The sequence below is a fragment of the Geomicrobium sediminis genome (genome assembly GCF_016908595.1).
Taxonomy (GTDB): domain Bacteria; phylum Bacillota; class Bacilli; order Bacillales; family Marinococcaceae; genus Geomicrobium_A; species Geomicrobium_A sediminis.
On record NZ_JAFBEC010000007.1, the window covers coordinates 208037 to 229582 of the forward strand.

The following is a 21546-nucleotide window of genomic DNA, read 5'->3' on the forward strand; positions in this document are numbered from 1 at the left end:
GCCACCACACGTTACCTCAATCTATGTGATCGTTGGACAAAGTATGATTACAGAATGAAACGAGCAATCAGAGGCAAACTGTATAAAAAAAGAAAGGTACATTAATAAATGGAAAACTTACTTGCTGATTTCGCAGTCGTCTCAGGAAGAATTGTGACCATCATCCCATTACTGCTCGTCTGTACGTTGTTTATGGGAAAACGGTCCGTTGGTGAATTGCCTGTATTTGACTACTTAATCATGATTACACTAGCTTCAGTTACCGGTGCCGATATTGCAGATCCGACGGTTCCACATATACATACAGCTTATGCAATCGTTGCAATTGCATTTTTCCAACGGTTTTGGACTTATTTGACGTTACGTTATAAACAATTCGGTAAGCGGGTCACATTCGCCCCAACAATTGTCATGGTGCACGGCAAATTCATTCCAAAAAACATCCGACACATCCATTACACGCTAGACAATATTATCGGAATGTTACGGGAGAAAGACGTATTTCATCACGATTCTATTCACTATGCCATCATCGAAGCAAACGGACGTTTAAGCATCTTAAAAAACGAAAATGGACAACCAGAACGGTTGTCCTATCCTTTAATCGTCGACGGTGAACTTGATCAGAGTACGACGAAAAAATTTCATATTGATGAACTCCAACTGATGACGATGCTAAAAAAACAAAACATCCGCTCATTAAAAGATATCTTCTATGCCGACTTGGACCACTATGGTCGCTTAACGGTCACGAAACAAAACGGTGAGTTAACGTTACATACGTTTGAGCATTAACCTTTCGGCTTAAATACGAGTGCTGCCAGGAATGAGAAGATGATCGCAGCTGAAATACCCGCACTCGTAATTTGAAAGATCCCAGTAATGACTCCAATCAACCCTGTACGGTCTGCTTCTGCAAGTGCTCCGTGCACGAGTTGATTACCAAAGCTTGTGATCGGTACGGTCGCTCCCGCTCCCGCAAAATCGATCAATCGTTCATAAAGTCCAAGTCCATCGAGGACTGCTCCGACTACAACGAGCGTTGCCATCGTATGTGCAGGTGTTAACTTCAAACCGTCCATCATGAGCTGACCGACTACACAAATAAGGCCACCAACAATAAATGCCCATAGAAATATCATCGTTTACGCCCCTTTCCGTTCAATCACAACAGCATGAGCAATGCATGGAATCGACTCTTTTTGTTGATACGTTAACGGTGAAAGAAGTGCTCCTGTTGCACAAACAAGTATTTTTTTATACTTTCCTTGTTGCATTTCTTGTAGGATCTTACTAAAGACGACTGCTGCTGAACAACCGGTCCCACTCGCTCCTGCCATAGCTTCAGGTTCATCATCATAAATCATTAGCCCACAATCTTGGAACTTTCCTTCTGGTAAGGTCACACCTTTTTGTCGAAACCATTCAAGTGCGATCGAGCGTCCAACTTGTCCTAAATCACCGGTCAAAATTAAGTCGTAGTCTTCTTCAGACGTATTAAAATCGTTAAAATGCGTCAGAATCGTATCCACTGCTGCAGGCGCCATCGCCGCTCCCATATTAAACGGATCTTTAATGCCGTTATCAATCACTTTACCGATCGTCGATTTTGTCACATGAATGTTAGATCCAGTCGGTGCTACGAGTGCTGCCCCACCAGCTGTGACCGTTCGTTGGGCGGTTGGTGGTCTTTGGGAACCGTACTCAATTGGATAGCGGAACTGCTTTTCAATTGCCGCATAATGGCTAGCCGTTCCTGCCAAAACGTATGGCGCTCCTTGTTCAACGACCATTGCGGCAAGTGATAAGGCTTCCATTGAAGTAGAGCACGCCCCAAATAGACCGAAAAACGGAATGCCTAACGTCCGTGAAGCAAAACTCGTACCTGTGATTTGATTAATCAGATCGCCACCAAATAGAAAGGTAACCTCTTCTGAGGTAATGTTTGCTTTCGTTAACGTTTCTTTACACGCTTCTTCCATTAACTTTTTTTGAGCTTTTTCAAAGGAATCTTCATTGATCCACAAGTCATCATACATTTTATCGAAATGATCCTTGAGCGGTCCTTTTGCTTCGGTCGGTCCGACAACAACCCCGGATGAGACGATGCATGGCTCACTTTCGTAACGAAAGCTCTGTTTGCTAATGTACATTACATCGCCCCCCATTGACCCGTAGCGACCGTATAAATAATCCCAATAATAAAGGCTGCAACCGTACCGAACACAATTACCGAGCCTGCAAGCTTAAACATGTTACCACCGACTCCAAGCACAAAGCCTTCTGTTTTGTACTCAATGGCGGTTGAAGCCATTGAATTTGCAAAACCTGTAACAGGCACAGCCGTTCCAGCACCAGCAAATTGAGAGAATTTATCATAGACACCAAAGCCTGTGAGTAGTACTGAAATAAATATTAACGTCGCAACCGTTGGTGCTCCTACTGTAGCTTCATTGAAATGAAAAAAGTGCATATAAAACGTGCTAATGCACTGGCCAATTACGCAAATGAACCCTCCTACAAGGAACGCTTTTATACAGTTCATGAACATTGGCCGTTTCGGTTCAATTCGACTCGCTACTTTTTGATAGGCTTCCTTTTCCATTTGATCGTCATTTTGTTGACTCATACGTTTCCTCCTATAATGGTTTCATATACTCTTGAATTTCTAACAAGCGTTCATGTGTTTCAGAGCCGTCAATTTTCTTCTCATCTACATCTTTTTCTAACTTCTTTAGTTCTTGAAACGCTTTTTGGTCGGTAGAGAAATGGAGTTGTGTCGTACTAGGTAGCCGTGCGTCTAACTTCTTTTCAGCACGTTCACCGAACTCTTTTAATTCAAATCGAATGTGATGTTCAACTTGTGGCGCTATAAAAACATGGTTACCTAAAGAAACCGCGTATACATCTGTGACGTGTTCCAACGTTTTTGTAATGCTTTTCGCTTTTTGAGCAAGCGCTTGGTGCTCTTTTGGCTGATCATTTGCATATGGCGAATGTTCCAATTGCACGGCATGTAATTCATCTGTGTGATGCGTGGATAAATCATTCATCAAAAGCTCACGACTTTCCTCTGTACACCCTTGCAACAAGCCAATAAGTAGTAAACTAATGATAAACAAAGATCGAAAGTGTTTCACGAACGTATTCACCTACTTTCTTGATTGATTTTATTGTCTGCCGAAGAACAAGGCTCATACGTGACAATACTTTCCTAAAACATAAAAAAACAGCCATGTCGACTGGAAGAATCGTTTATAAAAGACTTGTGAGTTTTTGCATCTAAATTACTGCATTGTTCCACAATCGCTATGTTTTGTATAAGCTCGTCCCTGGCGTGAACAGTAAAGCATTGCAAAAAAAAGCCCTAGTTCAAAGAACTAGAGCTAACTCGTTTTATTCATCGTTTTGAAGGTCTTTATAATTGCTTAAGAACAAGTCCATTTGTTCTACGTCTTGGTCTTGATCTTCTTCGATCTTCGGTAAATGTTGCAATGATTCAAGTTCAAAAACGTCAAGAAAACGTTCGGTCGTTACGTAAAGAATGGCACGCCCCACTCCTTTGGCCCTGCCAGACTCTTCAACTAATCCTTTGCTGACGAGCGTGCTTAAGGCTCGATCTGCGTTTACGCCGCGAATTTCTTCCACATCACTCCGAGTCACAGGTTGGCGATAAGCGACAATTGCAAGTGACTCTAGAGCTGCTTGTGACAATGTTGAGCGTTCAGGCGGCTTCGCGTATCGTTCGATGTAAGAAGCATACTTCGGTCTCGTCGTTAACGTATAGACACTCCCAAACTTCATCAATTGCAATGTATACCCTTTTTCTTCATATTCCTCTTTTAAACGCTCTAACTCACGGCTCACTTTATCTTCTTCAAGTTCTAATACTGTTGCAAGTCGGGCGACATCTATGCCTTCATCACCACTTACATAAAGAAGCGTTTCGATAATACCGGTTAACTCCTCATGCATGTACACTCATTCCTTTAGCCTGAATCCAAATATCTTCAAAATTCTCCTCTTGCTCACATGAAACATCGCCATCTTTCACGAGTTGCAAGAGCGCAATAAACGTCGTCACTTGTCTGTCCATCTCTCCAATGGCAAACGCTTGTTGAAACGAAACGGGTGCGTTTTGGTCTGCTAACACATCTGTAATGACAGTCATTCGTTCTTCAATTGAATGCCTTTCTTGCTCAATGGTCGTATGCTTTGGCGAACGCATTCGCACACGCTGTTTCATCTTTTGGAAAGCTTGGATTAAATCCGTTACGGTCGCATCGACATCATCATCCACTTCTTGAACTTCAGTATAATCTTTATACTGTTCAAGATCGGTCGGAGATTTGCTATAGCGTTTCGCACGATGATCGCTTTGCTCCTGTAGAAAATTTGCTGCTTCTTTATATTTCCGATACAAATCGAGCTGCATCGCCAATTCTTCACGCGGGTCTTCTTCTTCCCACTCTTCCCATTCTTCGTCTGCATTTACCAACTCAGGTGTAGGCAGTAACATTTTACTTTTAATTGCGAGTAGTGACGATGCCATGACGAGGTATTCACTCGCAACGTCCAACTCGAGTTGCTGCATCGCATGTATGTACGTCATGTATTGTGCAGTAATCTCTGCAACCGGTATGTCATAAAGATCAACCTCAGCTTGTTGTACGAGGTGCAACAACAAGTCAAGCGGTCCTTCAAAGCTTTCCAACTTTACTTGATAACGTTCCAAAATGACTCCTCCACGTTAAAAAATAATGCAAGCGAGAAAAGCTCTTAGCGACCATTCGCTAAGAGCTTAAACGACTACATTTCCATGTTCGCGCGATGCGATTGACAACTGTTTAGGAACGGTTCGGTCTTTTCATTGCCTATGAGACTTTTATCGAGGCGGTCTTCTAATGTGCATACCATTTGCACGCCAACGCCTTCAGAACGATAAGACGGATTCACACAAACGTGTTCAAGCAAAATGGTACCATCTTCACGCTCAATATAACCAACAACTCCTACAAAGTCGTCGTCCTTTTTCCATAAAAACAACTTCCAGTTATCTTCATTTTCATATCGATTAATCGTCTCTGTCAACGTTTTTATATCTTTAAGGTCCGGCATGAAAGATAAAAGACCCATCGCGATTTTTTTAAACGATGATTTATATTTCACTAACATTTGCCTGACTCTCCCCTCTTACATAAAAAGAGATACAACTCGTTCTTGTGACATGAAAAAACAAAAACATGGACGATCCATGCTTTAAAGCCACATTTCCTCACTTTAACATCGTATCTTGTATCATTATACATATGCGAGACCCGATCAGCAAGTTCTCGTTCGAAAAGGGGAGAATTATCCTGCAGCAAACTTAGTCTAAGGATTGTAGCGAAAGGTCATTTTTAACAAGGTCTTCATACGTTTCTCGCTTAACGACCAGCTGATGCTTGCCACCTTCTGCAAACACGACCGCAGGCTTAGCGAGACGATTATAGTTGCTTGCCATTGAATATCCATAAGCTCCTGTCGAATAAACAATTAACAAGTCTCCCGATTTTGCTTTTGGAAGCGTGATTGCATCAATGAGCATATCACCACTTTCACAAGCTTTTCCAGCAATCGCATACGTCACTTGCTCGTTATCAGGCGTTGCCTGGTGGGCAAGCGCCGCGTCATATTTTGCATCATACAAAGCTGGGCGGATATTGTCGCTCATTCCACCGTCCACACTAAGATAATGGCGAACATTCTCAATAACTTTCTCTGAACCAATCGTATAAATTGTACTTCCTGCTTCTCCAACAATTGACCGTCCTGGTTCAATCCAAATTTCTGGTATTGCCATACCTAAACGTTCTGAAGCATCCTTTACTGCTTTGACGATTGTTTTTACGAATACGGACGGATCGAGTGGTTGATCGTCTTCTGTATAGCGAATTCCAAATCCACCACCAGTGTTAACGACTTCCGCTTCATATGACAACGTTTGTTTCCAGTTTTGTAAATGACTGTACAAAACATCAATCGCTTCTATAAATCCGTCGGTCTCAAAGATTTGTGATCCGATATGACAATGAAGGCCAAGTAAATGTAAAGAATCGTCTTCTAACACTTCAACGGCTGCGCGCTTTGCTTGTCCAGCTTGAAGGTCAAAACCAAACTTAGAATCTTCTTGTCCAGTAGAAATATACGCATGCGTATGTGCTTCAACACCTGGTGTAACTCGAAGTAAGACTGGTGCAACTTTTCCTTGTCTCTTACTCTCACTAGAGAGCAATGATAATTCATGAAAATTATCAACAACAAAACAGCCGATTCCAAGCTCAATCGCTTCTTTAATTTCTTTTAAACTTTTGTTGTTGCCGTGGAAATGAACCTTCTCCATTGGAAAACCAGCTTTTTTTGCTGTGTACAATTCTCCACCAGAAACGACATCTAAACTTAAACCTAACTGTTCAGCGAGTTGAACCATTGCAACAGTACTAAAGGCTTTGCTCGCATAAGCAACTTGAAAATTAATTTCTTCTTCTTTAAATGCATCGATAAAGGCATGAGCTTTATTGCGAATCACCGTTGTATCGTAGGCATATAGTGGCGTACCATACGTATTTACTAGTTCTTCGGCGCTCACGCCACCAATCGTGATGCTTCTTTGATGTACATCGTTTGACATGCCCTCACCTCTCACTATTCATGCCAATTATTGTACCATCTCTGTTTTTAATTGTCTCCTTGTTTAACCGGATCTTTCGGATTAACAATTCGAGGTCGAAGTCTCATGCTTGGCACCGTTGTGCGAATAGCAATTTGCCACATTCCTTTCGGATCAAACGGAAGAAATGGCCATAAATACGGTTTATGAAGTGGCTTCATTCCTGCCATGAGAATCAACACGACAGTTAACGCAATGACGAGTCCATAACTCAAAAACAAACCCGTTGCGATGATGAGTACAATTCGAAGCATTTTTAGCGCTGTTCCCATCTCAGCACTAGGGACTGCAAAAATTCCGACCGCCCCAAGAGACATATATAAGATAACTTCAGGCGTTAACAAACCAACACTAATCGCAACGTCACCAATTAATAATGCGGCAACTAAACCGAGTGCCGTCGCTAATGGTGAAGGTGTGTGAATCGCTGCCATCCGTAGTAACTCGATTCCAAACTCAGCGACGAGCACTTGTGCCATGAGTGGAACGTTCGATTCTTCTTCAGGACCGAGATAACTGAGCGCATCTGGAATCATATCTGGTTGTAAAACGAGCAATGACCATAGAGGAACGATAAGAATGGATGAAATGATCCCGATAAACCGTACCCACCGTAAAAACGTCCCAACTGCTGCCGATTGGCGAAACTCTTCAGCATGTTGAACATGATGAAAAAATGTTGCGGGTAGGATAATGACAGACGGTGAAGTATCGACAATTATGGCGACGTGACCTTCCAATAAATGAGTTGAAGCAACATCCGGACGTTCTGTGTAACGAACGAGCGGGAACGGATTCCAACCTTGATTGACGAGATATTCTTCAATCGTTTTATCCGCCATTGAAATGCCATCAATATCAATTTGTTCAAGTTCTTTTTTTATAATTGAAACGAGATCTGGGTCTGCGACACCGTGAATGTACGAGATACAAATATCCGTCTTAGACCTCGAACCAATTTGCATGATTTCATTTCGTAAATTTTCATCACGTATGTGTCGTCTCGTTAGTCCTGTATTTTCAATAATGTTCTCAGTATACCCGTCCCTTGCACCACGAACGACACGTTCTGTATCGGGTTCATCTGGTGAGCGACCTGGATAATTTCGCACATCTACGACAAAGGCTTTCTTTTCATCTTCAAGTAGTATAAATACGAGACCACTTAACATATAAAAAATACAGTCTTCGATCGTTTCTGTGTATTCGACTTGTAGATGGGTTAAATGGTTCTCAATTGTTTCTTGAACGGTGTCTGCTTCTGGGTCTAAATGATCCAAATGCATTAATTCTTTCAACACTTCAATTACATTTTCAATATTTGTTAACCCATTGCAATAATAAATTTGTACTTCTTTTTCTAGTATGTTTAATTTCCGTACACCAACATCAAAACTATCATCCATACCAAGACGTTCTTTAAAAATCTTTTCGTTTTTATGGATATGAGAAGATAGTGGCGTATGTTCTCGCTTCGTTTGCTCTTTCATGCTACTTTGCACTCCGTTCTATAATCAACTTCAGTGCTTTTGTTGTTACTTTCGCACCTTTATGGGGGTCATCCCTTCCAGCCATCTTTCCGAGATCTCCAATTCCTACAACCGTTTTTATATCCAGTTGATCGAGCACATATACAGTGTCGCCATGCACTTTGTGATCTTCTAGATCTGGAATGCCCTCCTTATCAACTCCTTGACTGACGAGTTGTCCGTTGCGATCTATGGACACATCAACCCTCGTCCAATCAGCTGAACGGTCCGCTGATGAAACAGCGAGTGCGCCGATAATTTCTATTTCCTCTTCTTCAGCTAACTGCTTCATTAACGTTTCACCTTTGCCGATTTCGACTTGTCCAGCATCATCAAATAGAACGACTGTAATCAGGTATTCACTCGCTTTTACTTTTTTTAAGAGATCTTCATACGAGCAGCACGTCGGATTGCCTCCTGATAAAATAACGTGACCGATCGATAACGTTTTTGTTGCTCGTATGATTGCCTTACACGCAATGGCGTCTCCATCTGTCACGAAAATCACTTTTTGCACAATCCACACCTCACCCTTTTACCGTTTTATTATGAATCAATGTTCACCTCATTATGTATTGACGGAACGTTTCACTATTAAGGTATGTGAAATTTATAAAAAGAAAAGACGAGTGCTTAAGATCACTCATCTTCATGCAAACAACTCGTAACTGCGCCTCGCTTTGGTATCGTTAAATAAAATAAACCTTGTTCTAAGGAGCCATTCATTTGAGTATCATCAGCATTTGGTAAATAAAACGTCCGAGAACTTTGCTCGTAATAGTGGCCGTTATGCTTTGATGCAGAGATCATTAAATACGGCGCCTCATACTCAATTGTAATGTCATCTTTTGTCATGTTCGGTAACCGACCTTCAATCGTATACCCATTGTCATATTCGATTACGTGCAATTGATTCTCAAGTAACTGTCTTGCAATCGGTACAACATGGTGAATAAAAGCATCTTGAATCACGTTCGCAATGCTTCCTAGAATCCGACTACCTTTCGATGGTGGCAACGTCATCATTTCGTCCCCCATTTTCTTTCGTTTACTATCGTTGTATGCAACCACCATTTGCTTTGTGCCCAGATAAACGTGCAGCAAAAATAAGCACAAAAAAAGCCTTGCATGTGCAAGGCTTGATTGAAAAAAGTAATGGTCCACTACTCAGAAGGTCACCTACAACCATACTTGTGAGGATCATGACGTGGTGAGCAATTCTGTTTACGCCACGGTTAACGAGATATTGTTAACAATCACTCGACCATTTCTTTTCGCATCTTTTCTAAAATTTTCTTTTCGAGTCGAGAAACTTGCACTTGTGAGATCCCTAACCGCTCTGCCACTTCAGACTGTGTTTTATCTTTGTAGTATCGTAAGAAAACGATCAGTCTTTCCCTTTTTTCCAAATGTCTGACGACATCTCTTAGAGCTAGCTCATCAAACCATTTAGATTCATCAGGATCTGATATTTGATCCATTAGCGTAATCGGATCACCCTCGTTCTCATAGACCGTTTCATGAAGTGATGACAACGTACGTGTTGCTTCATTAGCAAACACAACATCTTCTGTAGAGATATCCAGTGATTGCGCAATTTCGTTAATCGTCGGAATTCTCCCGAGTTGTTTCGTTAACTCTTCTTTTTGTTTACGGATTTTATGGTTTAACTCTTTTAAAGAACGGCTTACTTTAACCGTTCCATCATCTCGAATAAATCGTTGGATTTCTCCGATAATCATCGGAACGGCATACGTTGAAAATTTCACTTGATAAGACAAATCAAACTTATCAATCGATTTCATAAGCCCGATACAACCGATTTGAAACAAATCCTCGGCTTCGTAGCCACGATTTATAAACCGCTGAACGACAGACCAGACGAGCCGAGTGTTGTTTTCAATCAATTGGTCTCGAGATTCTTTTATCCCTTTTTGACTTTCTTCAATCCATGTTCGCACTTGCTCATCTGATGGTTTTTTTCCTCGTTTGGTTTTTGTCTCCATAACAACGCCCCTTAATGGTTCACAACTTTGTTTTTGGACAGCTGTTTCTTGACATAGACCGTCGTTCCACGTCCTGCTACAGACGTGACACTCATTTCATCCATAAAGTTTTCCATGATCGTAAATCCCATTCCTGAACGTTCAAGGTCAGGTTTTGACGTGTACAGTGGCTCTTTTGCTTGGTCCACATCATCAATGCCACCACCTTCATCACGCACGCTAATGCCAACCACATCATCGTCGAGATGAACGGTAATTGTGACCGTTCCGGCTGGATTTTCTTCATAGCCATGAATAATCGCATTCGTTACGGCTTCAGACACAACCGTCTTAATTTCTGTTAGCTCGTCCATCGTCGGATCTAGTTGCGCAATGAAAGCTGCAACACTCACACGGGCAAATGACTCATTTTGACTTAGTGCAGAGAATTGGATTTCCATTTCGTTCTTCATTTACACGGCCTCCCCCAAAGCTTGTAGTGCATGAGATTCCTGTTCTTCTAAGGATAATACCTTAAACAGCCCTGCCATTTCAAATAAACGATAAACAGGTGCACTCACTCCACAAACGATCAACCTTCCACCTCGAGGTTGAAGCTTCTTATACCTACCAAGAATGACGCCAATACCAGAGCTATCCATGAACGTTAAGCCTTCTGCATTCAAAACGATATGTTTTGTATTATGCTCTTCTAAATGACGGTCAACAATTGCACGTAATTCACTCGCTGAATGATGGTCTAACTCTCCGTGCAAACGCACACAGAGTATGTTTTGCTTTTGTTCTACTTCCACAGAAAAACTCATAACCGCTCCTCCAGTCTCTCTCACAATTCAAATTAGCTATCTCCCCTAAAAAGTTCAACATCACCACTCAAGTTCCTTTACGTGTGACAAAAGCAGTTTTAATTCATGCTAGTCTCTGAAACTTCGTCACCCGTTGTCGAATCGCCTCGCTCAACACCTAAGATTTTTAAGGCGCTACGCTTGAATAACTCCCACCATGACGCACTTTCGATATCTTCTTTTGCAATAATGTTGGACGTTGAAATCACGTCTTGGTCATTCAACAATTGAAACTCTCCAATCACTTCACCTTTTTGGATCGGTGCTTTTAAATCAGAAACGGTAATCTTTTCTTCAACAGTTTCAGCAGTCTCTCCTTTTTTCAGAAGTAAGCTTATTTGATCTTCTAACTCACCAACAACTGTTGACTTCGTTCCTTTTTCGACTGGAACACTTGTCACAGCAGTACCTTTGTCAAACAATGATTCAACGTGATAATTCGCAAAGCCATGATCCATCAAACTCGTAATCGTATTGTTTCGAATCTGTGGTGTTTCAGCTCCCATAACGACAGCAATCAATCGCATGTCATCTCGTTTTGCAGTTGCAGTAAGACCGTACATCGACTCACGTGTAAATCCTGTCTTTAAACCATCCATTCCATCATAAAACTTGATTAATCGGTTTGTATTTACGAGCCAAAACTCGTCGTCAGTTCCTTGACGTAAATAATCTTCATAGATGCTCGTAAATGACGTAATCTCTTCGTGTTTTAATAATTCTTGTGCCATTTTAGCAAGATCGTGTGCACTCGTTTTATGATTTTCACCTGGCAAACCATTCGTATTGTTAAAGGTCGTATTTGTGAGTCCTAATTCTTTTGCTTTCTCATTCATCATATCAACGAACGCTTCTTCAGAACCTGCAATATGTTCCGCCATAGCAACAGAAGCATCGTTTCCAGAGGCAACCGCAATCGCTTTTAATAGATCGCGAACACTCATTTCTTCACCAGGCTCTAAAAAGATTTGTGACCCACCCATTGAAGCCGCGTATTCACTCGTTGTGACGAGATCTTCAAACGATAGATTCTCAGCTTTAATCTCTTCCATAATGAGTAGCATCGTCATAATCTTCGTCATTGAAGCCGGAGGAAGTGCTTCTTCTGAATTTTTCTCCATCAATACATTCCCTGTATCTGCTTCAATTAATATTGCAGAACCTACATCATCTGTCATCGTCGTCTCCTGAGCTGACACTGTGGACAGCGGAACGGAAAAAACAAGTACAGCCCCAACTAACGCACTTACTAGCCTTTTTATCATCGTCTCTAATCCTCCGTTTTTTTCTACTAGTTTCACCAAAATAATCGCTACATAAACGTGTGAACCTATGAAAAAACAAAGGCACAAAAAAACGACTTGCTTAAAGGTTCCCTTTAAGCAAGTCGTAAAGACAATTATTTTAGCATTTCATCCATAATTAAAGGCAATGGCTCAACGTGTTCTTTTGTGATCGTGTAGCTTTCTTCAATCAATTTCACCACGTCTGCGACATCTTCTTTGTTTGAATGAATATACGTAAGCACATCGCCTGCGTTTACGTAATCGCCACGTTTTTTCTTAACTTGTACACCAACACTATGATCGATTTCCTCGTCTTTCGTCATTCGACCAGCGCCAAGGTGACCTGCTGCTTGGCCAATTTTCGCTGCATGAATTTGCTTGACGTACCCGTCTTCTTTCGCCGTTACCGGAATGATGTGGTTCGCTTTTACAAATGCTTCTGGGTTATCAACGAACGTCGGATCGCCACCTTGGCGTTCCACGAATTGGCGAAACGCTTCAAGCGCTTTTCCGTTTTGGAGTAACTCATTTGCAAGTTGTTCTCCTGCTTCTACAGAGTCAACTTTGTTTGCAAGTACGAGCATATGAGCCGCAAGTCGAACACTTAAGTCGCGAACGTCTTTTGGACCGCCACCTTTAAGAACGTCAATCGCTTCTTTTACTTCAAGGGAGTTTCCGACCATTTCGCCGAGTGGTTGGTCCATGTCTGATAACACAGCAACGGTTTGACGCCCAAGTTCATTCCCGATTTGAACCATCGTTTGTGCGAGCTCTCTTGCTGCATCAAGGTCGCTCATAAATGCGCCACTTCCAACTTTAACATCAAGTACGATGCCATCGGCACCAGCAGCAATCTTCTTACTCATTACTGAACTTGCAATCAAAGGCATTGCGTTAACCGTTGCTGTTACGTCGCGCAATGCGTACAGCTTCTTATCAGCAGGTGTTAAGTTCCCCGTTTGTCCGACAAGAGCAAGCTTATGTTCATTGACAAGATCAATAAAACGATCAACTGTCATTTCTGTTTGAAATCCAGAAAATGCTTCCAGCTTGTCAATCGTACCACCCGTATGACCGAGCCCACGACCTGACATTTTTGCCACTGGAACACCTGCTGCTGCAACGAGTGGGGACAAGATAAATGTCGTTTTATCCCCAACGCCACCTGTTGAATGTTTATCAACTTTAACGCCTTCAATTTGTGACAAATCAAGCTCATCGCCAGACTTTGCCATCGCGTGAGTAAGGGCTGCACTTTCTTCTTTTGTCATTCCTTGAAAGTATACCGCCATTGCCCATGCTGACGCTTGATAATCAGGGATTGATCCGTTTGTGTATTCTGTTACAAATTGTTTAATATGCTCATCATCGTGTACGAGTCCGTCGCGTTTATTTGCGATAAAGTCAACCATTCTCATGTGTTTCACCTTTTCTTTAAAAAGAATATCTACTACATTTTCTCAATAATTGCTGTGACTAACTTCATAAACCTGTCTTTCACATCTTCAGTCGTTTCAATGACTTCTTCATGACTGAGAGGTTGATCTAATATGCCGGCTGCTGCATTCGAAATGCAAGAGATTCCAAGCACTTTAATGTTTTGATGACGTGCTACGATCACTTCTGGAACAGTACTCATTCCAACCGCATCAGCACCGAGCGTACGGAACATCCGAACTTCTGCTGGTGTTTCATAGGTTGGTCCTGTTACTGCAGCGTAAACGCCTTTTCTTAAAGAAAGTTGTTGCGTATCGGCAACTGTAGTAGCTAACGTTTGCAATTCTTGATCATACGCTTGTGATAAATCTGGGAAACGAGGCCCAACCGTTTCATCGTTTGGACCGATGAGCGGATGATTGTGCATAAAGTTAATATGATCTTCTATGAGCATTAAATCACCAGGGTTAAACGACGTGTTCACCCCACCTGCAGCATTACTTACGATTAGCGATTTAATGCCAAGCGCTGCCATCACACGAACGGGCAAAACAACGTCTTCCATCCCATATCCTTCATAGTAGTGAAAGCGTCCTTGCATAGCGATGACTGATTTCCCTGCAAGTGTACCAATTACGAAACGTCCAGCATGTCCTGCTACTGTAGATGTTTTAAACCCTTTCATTTCATCGTATGGAAGAATAACATCCGCTTCAATTTGGTTGCCAAGCTCTCCTAGTCCAGAACCTAATATAAGGGCAATTTCAGGTTGTACGTCTGTTGCATTGCGGATAATCTCCACATTTTCTTGGATTAATGACATCTCTTTATTCTCCCTTCAGTGAATGTAAGAAGCTCGTTCCGTACTTTGGCATCGTTACAGAGAAATTATCTGCAATCGTTGCGCCAACATCTGCGAACGTGTCCCTTGTACCTAGATCATGACCGACATTCATTGACGGAGAATACGCAAGTAAAGGCACTTGTTCACGTGTATGGTCGGTTCCTTTATACGTCGGATCATTTCCGTGATCAGCCGTTATAAGAAGAAGATCATCTTCACGTAATACATCAAACAGCTCTGGTAATCGTGCATCAAACTCTTCAATCGCACGTCCATATCCTTCTGGGTCGCGGCGATGACCAAATAACGCATCAAAGTCAACAAGGTTCAAAAACGATAATCCTGTAAAATCTTTGTTTGCAGAAAGAATGAGCTTGTCCATTCCATCCATATTCGATGATGTTCTCATGCGATCATTCACACCTTCACCATCAAAAATGTCATCGATTTTGCCAATTGCTTGAGACGTAATGCCCGCCTCATCAAGTGCATTCATAACGGTCGGTTCAAATGGCTTTAATGCATAGTCATGGCGATTTGACGTTCGCGCAAACGACCCTACATCTCCGACAAATGGCCTTGCAATAATTCGACCGAGCATATATGGCTCATCAAGCGTCATTGCTCGTGCTTTTAAACAAATATCATAAAGCTCATCAATTGGAACGACCGATTCGTGAGCGGCAATTTGTAAAACCGAATCTGCTGACGTATAGACAATGAGCGCGCCCGTATTCACGTGTTCTTCTCCAAGCTCTTCGATAATCTCTGTTCCAGAAGCAACTTTATTTCCGATTACTTTGCGTCCGGTTTCTTGTTCTAATTGATCGATCAGTTGTTTAGGGAACCCGTCAGGAAAAGTTCGAAACGGCTTATCAATATAAAGCCCCATTAGTTCCCAATGTCCTGTCATTGTATCTTTACTTTTGGAAAGCTCATTCATCTTGCCATAATAAGCTAAAGGTTCTGTTGTAGGTGTAAGTTTAGGTCCTTGTTTTAAGTTGCCTAATCCTAACTTGTTCAGATGAGGAATTTCCAGACCGCCTAGTTTGTTTACAATAGCTCCTAGCGTATCTGAACCTTCATCACCGTACTCCAATGCATCTGGACCATTGCCAATGCCAAGTGAATCCATAACGACTAAAAATATACGATTATAAGGATGGTTAGACGTCATTTATGATCTTCCTTTCCTTTAGCTCTAGGGTGGTAATGACTGTATACATCGCGTAGATGTTTGTTGGAGATGTGCGTGTAGATTTGTGTAGTCGTAATATCAGCATGTCCTAGCATTTCTTGTACGACTCGTAAATCGGCACCGTTTTCAATAAGATGCGTCGCAAAGGAGTGTCTTAGCGTATGAGGGGTTACGTCTTTATAAATGCTAGCTTCAGTGGCATTTTTCTTTAAGATCTTCCAAAATCCTTGCCGACTTAAGCGGTTGCCTTGCCGATTTAAAAACAACGTTTCTTCACTCAACTTTTTCAGGAGAGTCGGACGCAAGTTCTGTAAGTATCGATCAATCGCGTTCATTGCCGGTTGCCCGAGTGGTACAATTCGCTCTTTATTCCCTTTTCCGATGCAACGAACAAAGCCTAAATCAAGGTTTATGTCATCCAATTTAAGATCGCAAAGCTCTGTAACTCTCATTCCCGTACCATACATGAGCTCAAACATTGCGACATCACGGTCTTTGTATTTCGTTTCCGTATTCTCTGCATTATGAATGAGGCGTTCAACTTCAACGATCGACAAAACGACAGGAAGTTTTCTTCCCGATCTTGGCGATTCAATCAAATCCGATGGATCGTGCATCGCAACACGCTCTCGCAGTAAAAATTGATGAAACGAGCGAATCGATGATAACATCCTCGCAAGCGAAGTCGGCGTTCTCCCCTCAGTTCTTAACGTATACAAGTAATCGAGAATATGACTGCGCTTGATGTCTGTCCAACTTGTAAGCTCATGAGTTTCATTAACGTACTGTTTATAACTCATCAAGTCTCGTTCATAAGCCGATAGTGTATTTTGAGAGTGCCCCCGCTCAACGAGGCAATAATGTAAATAATCGTGTATAGGGTCGTCCATTGCCAATGATTGCACCAACTACTCACCTCTTTGCCAAAAGTGCCATAATCGCTCTCGAAACGTAATGTCTTCTTCACTCATATTTTCGAACACTTTAATGGCATTTCCCTCAGGCGTATCATAGCGTTGATCCCCTTGATATTCAGCCATTAAAAACAGGATACCATAGTAAAAGAAAGCTGTGCACGCAACAAAAACAATTAAAATTTTGCAACCATTCCAAATCGCTTCAAATCGAGACAACATGAACGTTCCTCCTCAAATCTCTACTTTGTCCCATCTTATGCCGAGGAAAGGAAGAACTATACGTGTTCACATAGAAAAAAGCTGCATTCATGAATCAATGAATACAGCTTACAGTTGGTCGACCGTTTGTCGTCCGACTTCTTCATTTGTTGAGTCTTTCTCACGTTGACATTTACTACATACCCCGTGGAATGTAAGACGATGATCTTTAATCTTAAATTGCCATTCACGTTCAACTTTCACTTCAACTTCTCCGAGCAAATCTTCTTCAATCTCAGAAACGTCACCGCATTGAATGCAGACGAGATGGTGATGAGAATGGTTTGCACCTTCTTTGCGCAAGTCGTAGCGCGACACGCCATCTCCGAAGTTAATTTTATCGACAATTTCAAGTTCATTTAGTAATTCAAGCGTACGATACACGGTCGCTAAACCAATTTCAGGTGCTTTATCTTTAACGAGTAAGTATACATCCTCTGCACTTAAATGGTCTTCTTCGTTCTCAAGCAACACTTCAACAGTTGCTTCTCTTTGGGGCGTTAACTTATAACTTTGAGAATGCAACTGCTTTTTGATATAGTCCATGCGTTCTTTCACAGCCATAATCTCCCCCCTTGAGGTCTTTCATAATTATATGATTGATCTTATTTCGTGTCAATACTAAACGATAATCATTATCGTTTTCATATAATAATCATTATAAACTAATAATCGATATAATTAAACAACATTTTCAGTTACCCATGAAAGTAATGTAGGTGACAAAAATGCTTCAATTGCACTTGCACTTGCAAGTAAGACGACAGCAACGAGTAAAAACAAGCACATGCGAAAGAAATGCGGAAAAATTGGTTCTTGACGCTGTACTTTCATAAATTGTTGACGAATGAGACGAAACGAAAACGCCACACTCATAACAGCAACGATAATCATGACCGGCACGACGATTAAATTTTGTGGGAGTACACTAACGAGCGATAATGAAAAACCAGGTACACCCATCTGATTAACGAGAAAACCGACGGTAAAACCGATCGCCATTCCTTTTAAAAACAATAACAATAAAATGAGTGGTGAACCAATGACGGATAATCCGAGAATAAACATCAATCCGATGTATTTCACATTATACATTAAACTCTCCCAAAACAAATCGCGATCTGCTGTCACTTGACCATCACCAACTTGTCCGAAAAACTGTTGTAAATAAATGAACAAATCGTCTTTTTGAGACAAGCTTAAACTATTAACAACAACAGCGCCAAAAATAATGCCTGTAAAAAACAACACAGCCAAAAACACATACAATGAACGGTATTCAGCAACGTGCATATATACTTGACGCTCTACAAATTGTCTAAATTTCATATAAAAAACCTCCTCATACCATTACTTGAACGTATGAGAAGGCTCATAGATTTATGACTTGTCTGCTAGATTCTCTCTGGCAAACAATTGCAATAAACTGTATGCGGTTTTTGCGTCATTAAATTTTCCTTGTAGCGCAAACTGGATCGCTTCTTCCTTTGACCACATCTCGATTTCAAGAAACTCATCTTCATCAGTATTCGCTTCACCTTTCGAAACATTTTCGGCTAGATAAATATGAATATACTCATCTGCAAAACCTGGTGACGTATAAAAACCACCGATGTCAATGAGGCGTGATGCACTGTACCCTGTCTCTTCCTTTAATTCACGCTTTGCCGTCTCAAGCGGCTCTTCACCCGCTTCTTTTTTTCCTGCAGGAATTTCTAGCAATGTTTGTTCACTCGCTTTACGATACTGGCGGATGAGAGGAATTGTTCCTTCAGGGGTCACTGCTAACACTGCTACAGCACCTGGATGCTTAATGACTTCTCGTTTTCCACTTGATTCATCCGGAAGCGTCACGTCGTGCAGTTCAAGCGTGATGACTTTACCTTCAAACACCGTTTCTTTCTTTACCGTTTTTTCTGTTAGGTCCATTGGCTCGCCTCCACAATACGTATAATCAATAATTCCTTTGCATATGACTGTACCACAACGGTTGTACAGGAGGTACACATGAAACTATACGTAGATCAAGACCGTGTCATTCTACAAGGAAAAAGCTGGCAAGTTCTTCATATGATTAAACACTATGAAAAACATTTTACTACAGTAAAAGAATGGTCTGATGCGATGCAACAACTCAAACGTTAAGCCGTACGTTGGTCAATAAATGGTGTGATTCTTCGCTCAACCATTTCATCGGTTAATTCACCGACAATAATATCAACAATTACTCCATCTTCATTAATTAAGTACGTCGTCGGTAATGCTTGAAGTGGATACGTCGCTAGAAACTCTCCATCATAATCCATTAAAATTGGCATCTCAACCGGATGTTCATCTAAAAACTCAAACGCATTGTCAATTTGACGTTCGTATGTTGTCATGTTAACCGCTAGTACAACAACACCATCGTCTTTATATGATGTGTGCATGTCACTCAATAACGGTAATTCTTCAATACACGGTTCACACCAAGAAGCCCACAGATTCAAAATAACAAACTGACCTTCTTGATCTTTTAGACTCATTTTTTCGCCTTCTACATCGCCTCGTTCTAACGTAAAGTCAGGTGCTTGCATTCCTTGGTTGACACCGACGGGAGGAGACGATACATTTTCATAGATGATACTTAAACTAACAACTGCGGCAATCGCTACCGCAGCAACCGTTAACCATTTACGTATTTTCAACTTTTTCACCTCGAATTGAATACCTTTTTTCTGTTTTGGAAGGAGAAACCATTATTATGTCTGTTTGGGAAGCGATTATTTTTGGAATTGTACAAGGTCTCACTGAGTTTTTACCGATTTCAAGTACTGCACACCTCGTCATTTTGCAATTTATTTTTGGCACGAACTTCGAAGGTCTTACGTTCGAAATCTTGCTGCACATTGCTTCAATGCTTGCGGTCGTTATCTTTTTCCGTAAAGATATTTTAGCCATTGTGACTGGATCGCTTCGGTTCATCACCGAACGAAAAGCACAAGACAGACCAGCATTTCTATTCGCTCTTTACCTAGTAATCGCAACAGGTATTACTGGTGTGCTCGGTCTCGTGCTAGAAGATTATGCTAACCAATTTCTAAAAACACCATTTGTGTTAGGTAGTGCTTTACTATTAACGGGTATTTTCCTTCTCGTAATCGAAAGAATTAAGTACAAACATACACGTGGAATTAATGAAATGAACTTCATTGACTCCGTTGTCATTGGTCTTGCGCAAACACTAGCCGTTATACCTGGAATTTCTCGTTCAGGATCAACGTTAATTACAGGTCTTGCACTTGGACTTGAAAAGAAAACAGCCGTTCGCTTTTCATTCTTGCTATCCATTCCTGTAATTTTAGGTTCATCGATTCTAGCGATTCGCGATTTAATGTCTGGAGGAATGGAAGGCGCTGGTCCATTGTCACTTATCGTAGCCTTCGTTGTTACGTTTATCTTCTCAATCATCGGTATTAAGTGGCTAATCGGCTGGCTTGAGAAAAGCAAATTATACTACTTTGCGATTTACTGCTTTGCACTTGCGATCTTCGTGTTTATTTTCTTAGATCCAACTCATGTGTAAGTACTTTTACGATAACGACCACTACGTGTCTTGTCAAAGACATACATGTGAATCTTCGATGTGTCATCAATTGTTCACACCTTACACTCTGTAAGGTGTGTTTTTGTTTTCACGCTAATCGAACTTTTATTTTGTGAGTAAACTATCGATTCATCATCTATGCAAATAGTCGAACCTACGTTATAATGCGTTAATACTTGATATACAAACCGCTCGTATAATCGCAAGGATTGGCTTGCAAGTTTCTACCGGAAGACCGTAATCTTCCGACTACGAGTGAATGGTGATGCATACACTTATGCCCCACGTTCACTCGTTGTGAGCGTGGGGTTTTTAGTTGTTATTAGATTAGGGGGAGCATCACATGAGATTACTAGAAGAACGAATCGTCCAAGACGGACTTGTATTAGGATCAGGTGTCTTAAAGGTTGACACTTTTTTAAATCACCAAATAGATCCACAATTAATGGAAGAGATGGCGATTGAATGGAAAAAGCGTCTAGAAGGCGTACCTGTAACAAAAATCGTTACGATTGAATCCTCAGGAATTGCACCTGCACTTATGCTCGCAAAACTATACGGAGTTGAAATGGTTTTCGCACGTAAACAAAAGTCGATTACGATGGACGACTCTGTTTACACAGCAGATGTGTATTCATTTACAAAGCAAGTGTCACGTACGGTTACGATTTCCAAGCAATTTCTCTCAAGCGATGACCATGTTGTTCTCGTTGATGACTTTTTGGCAAACGGTGAAGCTGCCCTTGGCTTATGTGATGTCGTAGAACAAGCGGGTGCTTCGGTAAGTGCCATTGCAATCGTTATTGAAAAGTCTTTTCAACCTGGTCGTAAAAAACTAGACGATCGTAACTACCATGTCGAATCGCTTGCTAGAATTGAAACGCTTGAAATGGATCATATCGAATTTATACACGAGTAAAACGAAGGGGTT

At 41.3% G+C, this 21546-nt stretch carries 28 protein-coding genes and 1 riboswitch; of the genes, 4 read left to right on the forward strand and 24 right to left on the reverse strand.

Annotation, left to right across the window (positions count from 1 at the left end; translation table 11 throughout):
* Positions 1-108: 108 nt before the first annotated feature.
* Positions 109-795, forward strand: a complete 687-nt coding sequence (locus JOD17_RS12985; protein ID WP_204698281.1) for a YetF domain-containing protein — start codon at positions 109-111, stop codon at positions 793-795.
* Here the strand turns inward: JOD17_RS12985 and spoVAE are convergent.
* From spoVAE to JOD17_RS13100, 23 genes are all read right to left on the reverse strand, one after another.
* Complete coding sequence (gene spoVAE / locus JOD17_RS12990) at positions 792-1142, reverse strand: stage V sporulation protein AE (RefSeq protein ID WP_042359139.1); 351 nt, start codon at positions 1140-1142, stop codon at positions 792-794. The two genes, JOD17_RS12985 and spoVAE, sit on opposite strands and share 4 nt — an antisense overlap.
* 3 nt (positions 1143-1145) lie before the next feature.
* Positions 1146-2153 carry a stage V sporulation protein AD gene (gene spoVAD, locus JOD17_RS12995; RefSeq protein WP_204698282.1) on the reverse strand — a complete coding sequence of 336 codons (1008 nt, stop codon included), beginning with the start codon at positions 2151-2153 and terminating at the stop codon, positions 1146-1148.
* On the reverse strand, positions 2153-2629 hold the full coding sequence (gene spoVAC / locus JOD17_RS13000) for a stage V sporulation protein AC (protein WP_204698283.1): 477 nt from the start codon (positions 2627-2629) through the stop codon (positions 2153-2155). Before spoVAC ends, spoVAD begins: the two co-directional genes overlap by 1 nt.
* A gap of 10 nt (positions 2630-2639) precedes the next feature.
* Entirely contained in the window at positions 2640-3140 is a 501-nt protein-coding gene (locus JOD17_RS13005; protein WP_204698284.1) for a YhcN/YlaJ family sporulation lipoprotein, read from the reverse strand.
* Between the two features lie 256 nt (positions 3141-3396).
* The gene (gene scpB, locus JOD17_RS13010) at positions 3397-3975 is read right to left on the reverse strand and encodes an SMC-Scp complex subunit ScpB (protein ID WP_204698286.1); all 579 of its coding nucleotides are present in this window, start codon (positions 3973-3975) and stop codon (positions 3397-3399) included.
* Complete coding sequence (locus tag JOD17_RS13015; RefSeq protein WP_204698287.1) at positions 3968-4735, reverse strand: segregation/condensation protein A; 768 nt, start codon at positions 4733-4735, stop codon at positions 3968-3970. Before JOD17_RS13015 ends, scpB begins: the two co-directional genes overlap by 8 nt.
* 74 nt (positions 4736-4809) lie before the next feature.
* Positions 4810-5175 (reverse strand): GNAT family N-acetyltransferase, encoded by a 366-nt coding sequence (locus JOD17_RS13020; RefSeq protein WP_042413731.1) that lies wholly within the window; start codon positions 5173-5175, stop codon positions 4810-4812.
* A 193-nt stretch (positions 5176-5368) separates the two neighbouring features.
* Entirely contained in the window at positions 5369-6670 is a 1302-nt protein-coding gene (gene lysA, locus JOD17_RS13025; protein WP_204698288.1) for a diaminopimelate decarboxylase, read from the reverse strand.
* A 47-nt stretch (positions 6671-6717) separates the two neighbouring features.
* Positions 6718-8199, reverse strand: a complete 1482-nt coding sequence (locus JOD17_RS13030; RefSeq protein WP_204698289.1) for a spore germination protein — start codon at positions 8197-8199, stop codon at positions 6718-6720.
* Position 8200: 1 nt separating this feature from the next.
* Positions 8201-8755, reverse strand: a complete 555-nt coding sequence (gene spoVAEA / locus JOD17_RS13035; RefSeq protein WP_204698290.1) for a stage V sporulation protein SpoVABEA — start codon at positions 8753-8755, stop codon at positions 8201-8203.
* A gap of 122 nt (positions 8756-8877) precedes the next feature.
* Positions 8878-9264: an Hsp20 family protein gene (locus JOD17_RS13040; RefSeq protein ID WP_204698291.1), complete on the reverse strand. Its 387-nt coding sequence runs from the start codon at positions 9262-9264 to the stop codon at positions 8878-8880.
* Positions 9265-9494: 230 nt separating this feature from the next.
* Positions 9495-10244 carry an RNA polymerase sporulation sigma factor SigF gene (sigF, locus tag JOD17_RS13045; protein ID WP_204698292.1) on the reverse strand — a complete coding sequence of 250 codons (750 nt, stop codon included), beginning with the start codon at positions 10242-10244 and terminating at the stop codon, positions 9495-9497.
* 11 nt (positions 10245-10255) lie between these two features.
* Positions 10256-10696, reverse strand: coding sequence for an anti-sigma F factor (gene spoIIAB, locus JOD17_RS13050; RefSeq protein WP_042359124.1), 441 nt, complete (start codon positions 10694-10696; stop codon positions 10256-10258).
* A complete protein-coding gene (gene spoIIAA, locus JOD17_RS13055) occupies positions 10697-11050 on the reverse strand; it encodes an anti-sigma F factor antagonist (RefSeq protein ID WP_042413718.1) in 354 nt (117 codons plus the stop codon).
* 98 nt (positions 11051-11148) lie between these two features.
* Positions 11149-12354, reverse strand: coding sequence for a D-alanyl-D-alanine carboxypeptidase family protein (locus JOD17_RS13060; RefSeq protein ID WP_239575514.1), 1206 nt, complete (start codon positions 12352-12354; stop codon positions 11149-11151).
* A 134-nt stretch (positions 12355-12488) separates the two neighbouring features.
* On the reverse strand, positions 12489-13793 hold the full coding sequence (locus tag JOD17_RS13065; RefSeq protein ID WP_204698294.1) for a pyrimidine-nucleoside phosphorylase: 1305 nt from the start codon (positions 13791-13793) through the stop codon (positions 12489-12491).
* Positions 13794-13825: 32 nt separating this feature from the next.
* Positions 13826-14635 (reverse strand): purine-nucleoside phosphorylase, encoded by an 810-nt coding sequence (locus JOD17_RS13070; RefSeq protein WP_042359120.1) that lies wholly within the window; start codon positions 14633-14635, stop codon positions 13826-13828.
* A gap of 4 nt (positions 14636-14639) precedes the next feature.
* Positions 14640-15833 carry a phosphopentomutase gene (gene deoB, locus JOD17_RS13075; protein ID WP_204698296.1) on the reverse strand — a complete coding sequence of 398 codons (1194 nt, stop codon included), beginning with the start codon at positions 15831-15833 and terminating at the stop codon, positions 14640-14642.
* Positions 15830-16744: a site-specific tyrosine recombinase XerD gene (xerD, locus tag JOD17_RS13080; RefSeq protein WP_204698359.1), complete on the reverse strand. Its 915-nt coding sequence runs from the start codon at positions 16742-16744 to the stop codon at positions 15830-15832. The genes deoB and xerD overlap by 4 nt, the downstream gene beginning before the upstream one ends.
* 18 nt (positions 16745-16762) lie before the next feature.
* Positions 16763-16990: a DUF4227 family protein gene (locus JOD17_RS13085; RefSeq protein ID WP_042359116.1), complete on the reverse strand. Its 228-nt coding sequence runs from the start codon at positions 16988-16990 to the stop codon at positions 16763-16765.
* Positions 16991-17098: 108 nt separating this feature from the next.
* On the reverse strand, positions 17099-17593 hold the full coding sequence (gene fur, locus JOD17_RS13090) for a ferric iron uptake transcriptional regulator (protein ID WP_239575516.1): 495 nt from the start codon (positions 17591-17593) through the stop codon (positions 17099-17101).
* Positions 17594-17710: 117 nt separating this feature from the next.
* On the reverse strand, positions 17711-18358 hold the full coding sequence (gene spoIIM, locus JOD17_RS13095; RefSeq protein ID WP_169962962.1) for a stage II sporulation protein M: 648 nt from the start codon (positions 18356-18358) through the stop codon (positions 17711-17713).
* Between the two features lie 51 nt (positions 18359-18409).
* Positions 18410-18958 (reverse strand): NUDIX domain-containing protein, encoded by a 549-nt coding sequence (locus JOD17_RS13100; RefSeq protein ID WP_204698298.1) that lies wholly within the window; start codon positions 18956-18958, stop codon positions 18410-18412.
* Between the two features lie 78 nt (positions 18959-19036).
* Between JOD17_RS13100 and mciZ the strand changes: the two genes are divergently transcribed.
* Positions 19037-19174 (forward strand): Z-ring formation inhibitor MciZ, encoded by a 138-nt coding sequence (mciZ, locus tag JOD17_RS13105; protein ID WP_204698299.1) that lies wholly within the window; start codon positions 19037-19039, stop codon positions 19172-19174.
* On the opposite strand, the gene JOD17_RS13110 is transcribed toward mciZ, so the two are convergent.
* Positions 19171-19716: a redoxin domain-containing protein gene (locus JOD17_RS13110; protein ID WP_204698300.1), complete on the reverse strand. Its 546-nt coding sequence runs from the start codon at positions 19714-19716 to the stop codon at positions 19171-19173. The genes mciZ and JOD17_RS13110 overlap by 4 nt on opposite strands.
* 56 nt (positions 19717-19772) lie before the next feature.
* Between JOD17_RS13110 and uppP the strand changes: the two genes are divergently transcribed.
* Both uppP and JOD17_RS13120 read left to right on the forward strand, forming a co-directional pair.
* Entirely contained in the window at positions 19773-20594 is an 822-nt protein-coding gene (gene uppP, locus JOD17_RS13115; RefSeq protein ID WP_204698301.1) for an undecaprenyl-diphosphatase UppP, read from the forward strand.
* Between the two features lie 193 nt (positions 20595-20787).
* Positions 20788-20887, forward strand: a riboswitch (purine riboswitch).
* A gap of 71 nt (positions 20888-20958) precedes the next feature.
* A complete protein-coding gene (locus tag JOD17_RS13120) occupies positions 20959-21534 on the forward strand; it encodes a xanthine phosphoribosyltransferase (protein ID WP_204698302.1) in 576 nt (191 codons plus the stop codon).
* Positions 21535-21546 lie beyond the last annotated feature (12 nt).

Excerpts from the sequence above, each read along its gene's own strand:
- JOD17_RS12985 (WP_204698281.1), top strand. The coding sequence starts at position 109 with ATGGAAAACTTACTTGCTGATTTCGCAGTCGTCTCAGGAAGAATTGTG.
- spoVAE (WP_042359139.1), bottom strand. The coding sequence starts at position 1,142 with ATGATATTTCTATGGGCATTTATTGTTGGTGGCCTTATTTGTGTAGTC.
- spoVAD (WP_204698282.1), bottom strand. The coding sequence starts at position 2,153 with ATGTACATTAGCAAACAGAGCTTTCGTTACGAAAGTGAGCCATGCATC.
- spoVAC (WP_204698283.1), bottom strand. The coding sequence starts at position 2,629 with ATGAGTCAACAAAATGACGATCAAATGGAAAAGGAAGCCTATCAAAAA.
- scpB (WP_204698286.1), bottom strand. The coding sequence starts at position 3,975 with ATGCATGAGGAGTTAACCGGTATTATCGAAACGCTTCTTTATGTAAGT.
- JOD17_RS13020 (WP_042413731.1), bottom strand. The coding sequence starts at position 5,175 with ATGTTAGTGAAATATAAATCATCGTTTAAAAAAATCGCGATGGGTCTT.
- lysA (WP_204698288.1), bottom strand. The coding sequence starts at position 6,670 with ATGTCAAACGATGTACATCAAAGAAGCATCACGATTGGTGGCGTGAGC.
- JOD17_RS13030 (WP_204698289.1), bottom strand. The coding sequence starts at position 8,199 with ATGAAAGAGCAAACGAAGCGAGAACATACGCCACTATCTTCTCATATC.
- JOD17_RS13040 (WP_204698291.1), bottom strand. The coding sequence starts at position 9,264 with ATGATGACGTTGCCACCATCGAAAGGTAGTCGGATTCTAGGAAGCATT.
- sigF (WP_204698292.1), bottom strand. The coding sequence starts at position 10,244 with ATGGAGACAAAAACCAAACGAGGAAAAAAACCATCAGATGAGCAAGTG.
- spoIIAB (WP_042359124.1), bottom strand. The coding sequence starts at position 10,696 with ATGAAGAACGAAATGGAAATCCAATTCTCTGCACTAAGTCAAAATGAG.
- spoIIAA (WP_042413718.1), bottom strand. The coding sequence starts at position 11,050 with ATGAGTTTTTCTGTGGAAGTAGAACAAAAGCAAAACATACTCTGTGTG.
- JOD17_RS13060 (WP_239575514.1), bottom strand. The coding sequence starts at position 12,354 with ATGATAAAAAGGCTAGTAAGTGCGTTAGTTGGGGCTGTACTTGTTTTT.
- JOD17_RS13065 (WP_204698294.1), bottom strand. The coding sequence starts at position 13,793 with ATGAGAATGGTTGACTTTATCGCAAATAAACGCGACGGACTCGTACAC.
- JOD17_RS13070 (WP_042359120.1), bottom strand. The coding sequence starts at position 14,635 with ATGTCATTAATCCAAGAAAATGTGGAGATTATCCGCAATGCAACAGAC.
- deoB (WP_204698296.1), bottom strand. The coding sequence starts at position 15,833 with ATGACGTCTAACCATCCTTATAATCGTATATTTTTAGTCGTTATGGAT.
- xerD (WP_204698359.1), bottom strand. The coding sequence starts at position 16,744 with ATGGACGACCCTATACACGATTATTTACATTATTGCCTCGTTGAGCGG.
- JOD17_RS13085 (WP_042359116.1), bottom strand. The coding sequence starts at position 16,990 with ATGTTGTCTCGATTTGAAGCGATTTGGAATGGTTGCAAAATTTTAATT.
- fur (WP_239575516.1), bottom strand. The coding sequence starts at position 17,593 with ATGGCTGTGAAAGAACGCATGGACTATATCAAAAAGCAGTTGCATTCT.
- spoIIM (WP_169962962.1), bottom strand. The coding sequence starts at position 18,358 with ATGAAATTTAGACAATTTGTAGAGCGTCAAGTATATATGCACGTTGCT.
- JOD17_RS13100 (WP_204698298.1), bottom strand. The coding sequence starts at position 18,958 with ATGGACCTAACAGAAAAAACGGTAAAGAAAGAAACGGTGTTTGAAGGT.
- mciZ (WP_204698299.1), top strand. The coding sequence starts at position 19,037 with ATGAAACTATACGTAGATCAAGACCGTGTCATTCTACAAGGAAAAAGC.
- uppP (WP_204698301.1), top strand. The coding sequence starts at position 19,773 with ATGTCTGTTTGGGAAGCGATTATTTTTGGAATTGTACAAGGTCTCACT.
- JOD17_RS13120 (WP_204698302.1), top strand. The coding sequence starts at position 20,959 with ATGAGATTACTAGAAGAACGAATCGTCCAAGACGGACTTGTATTAGGA.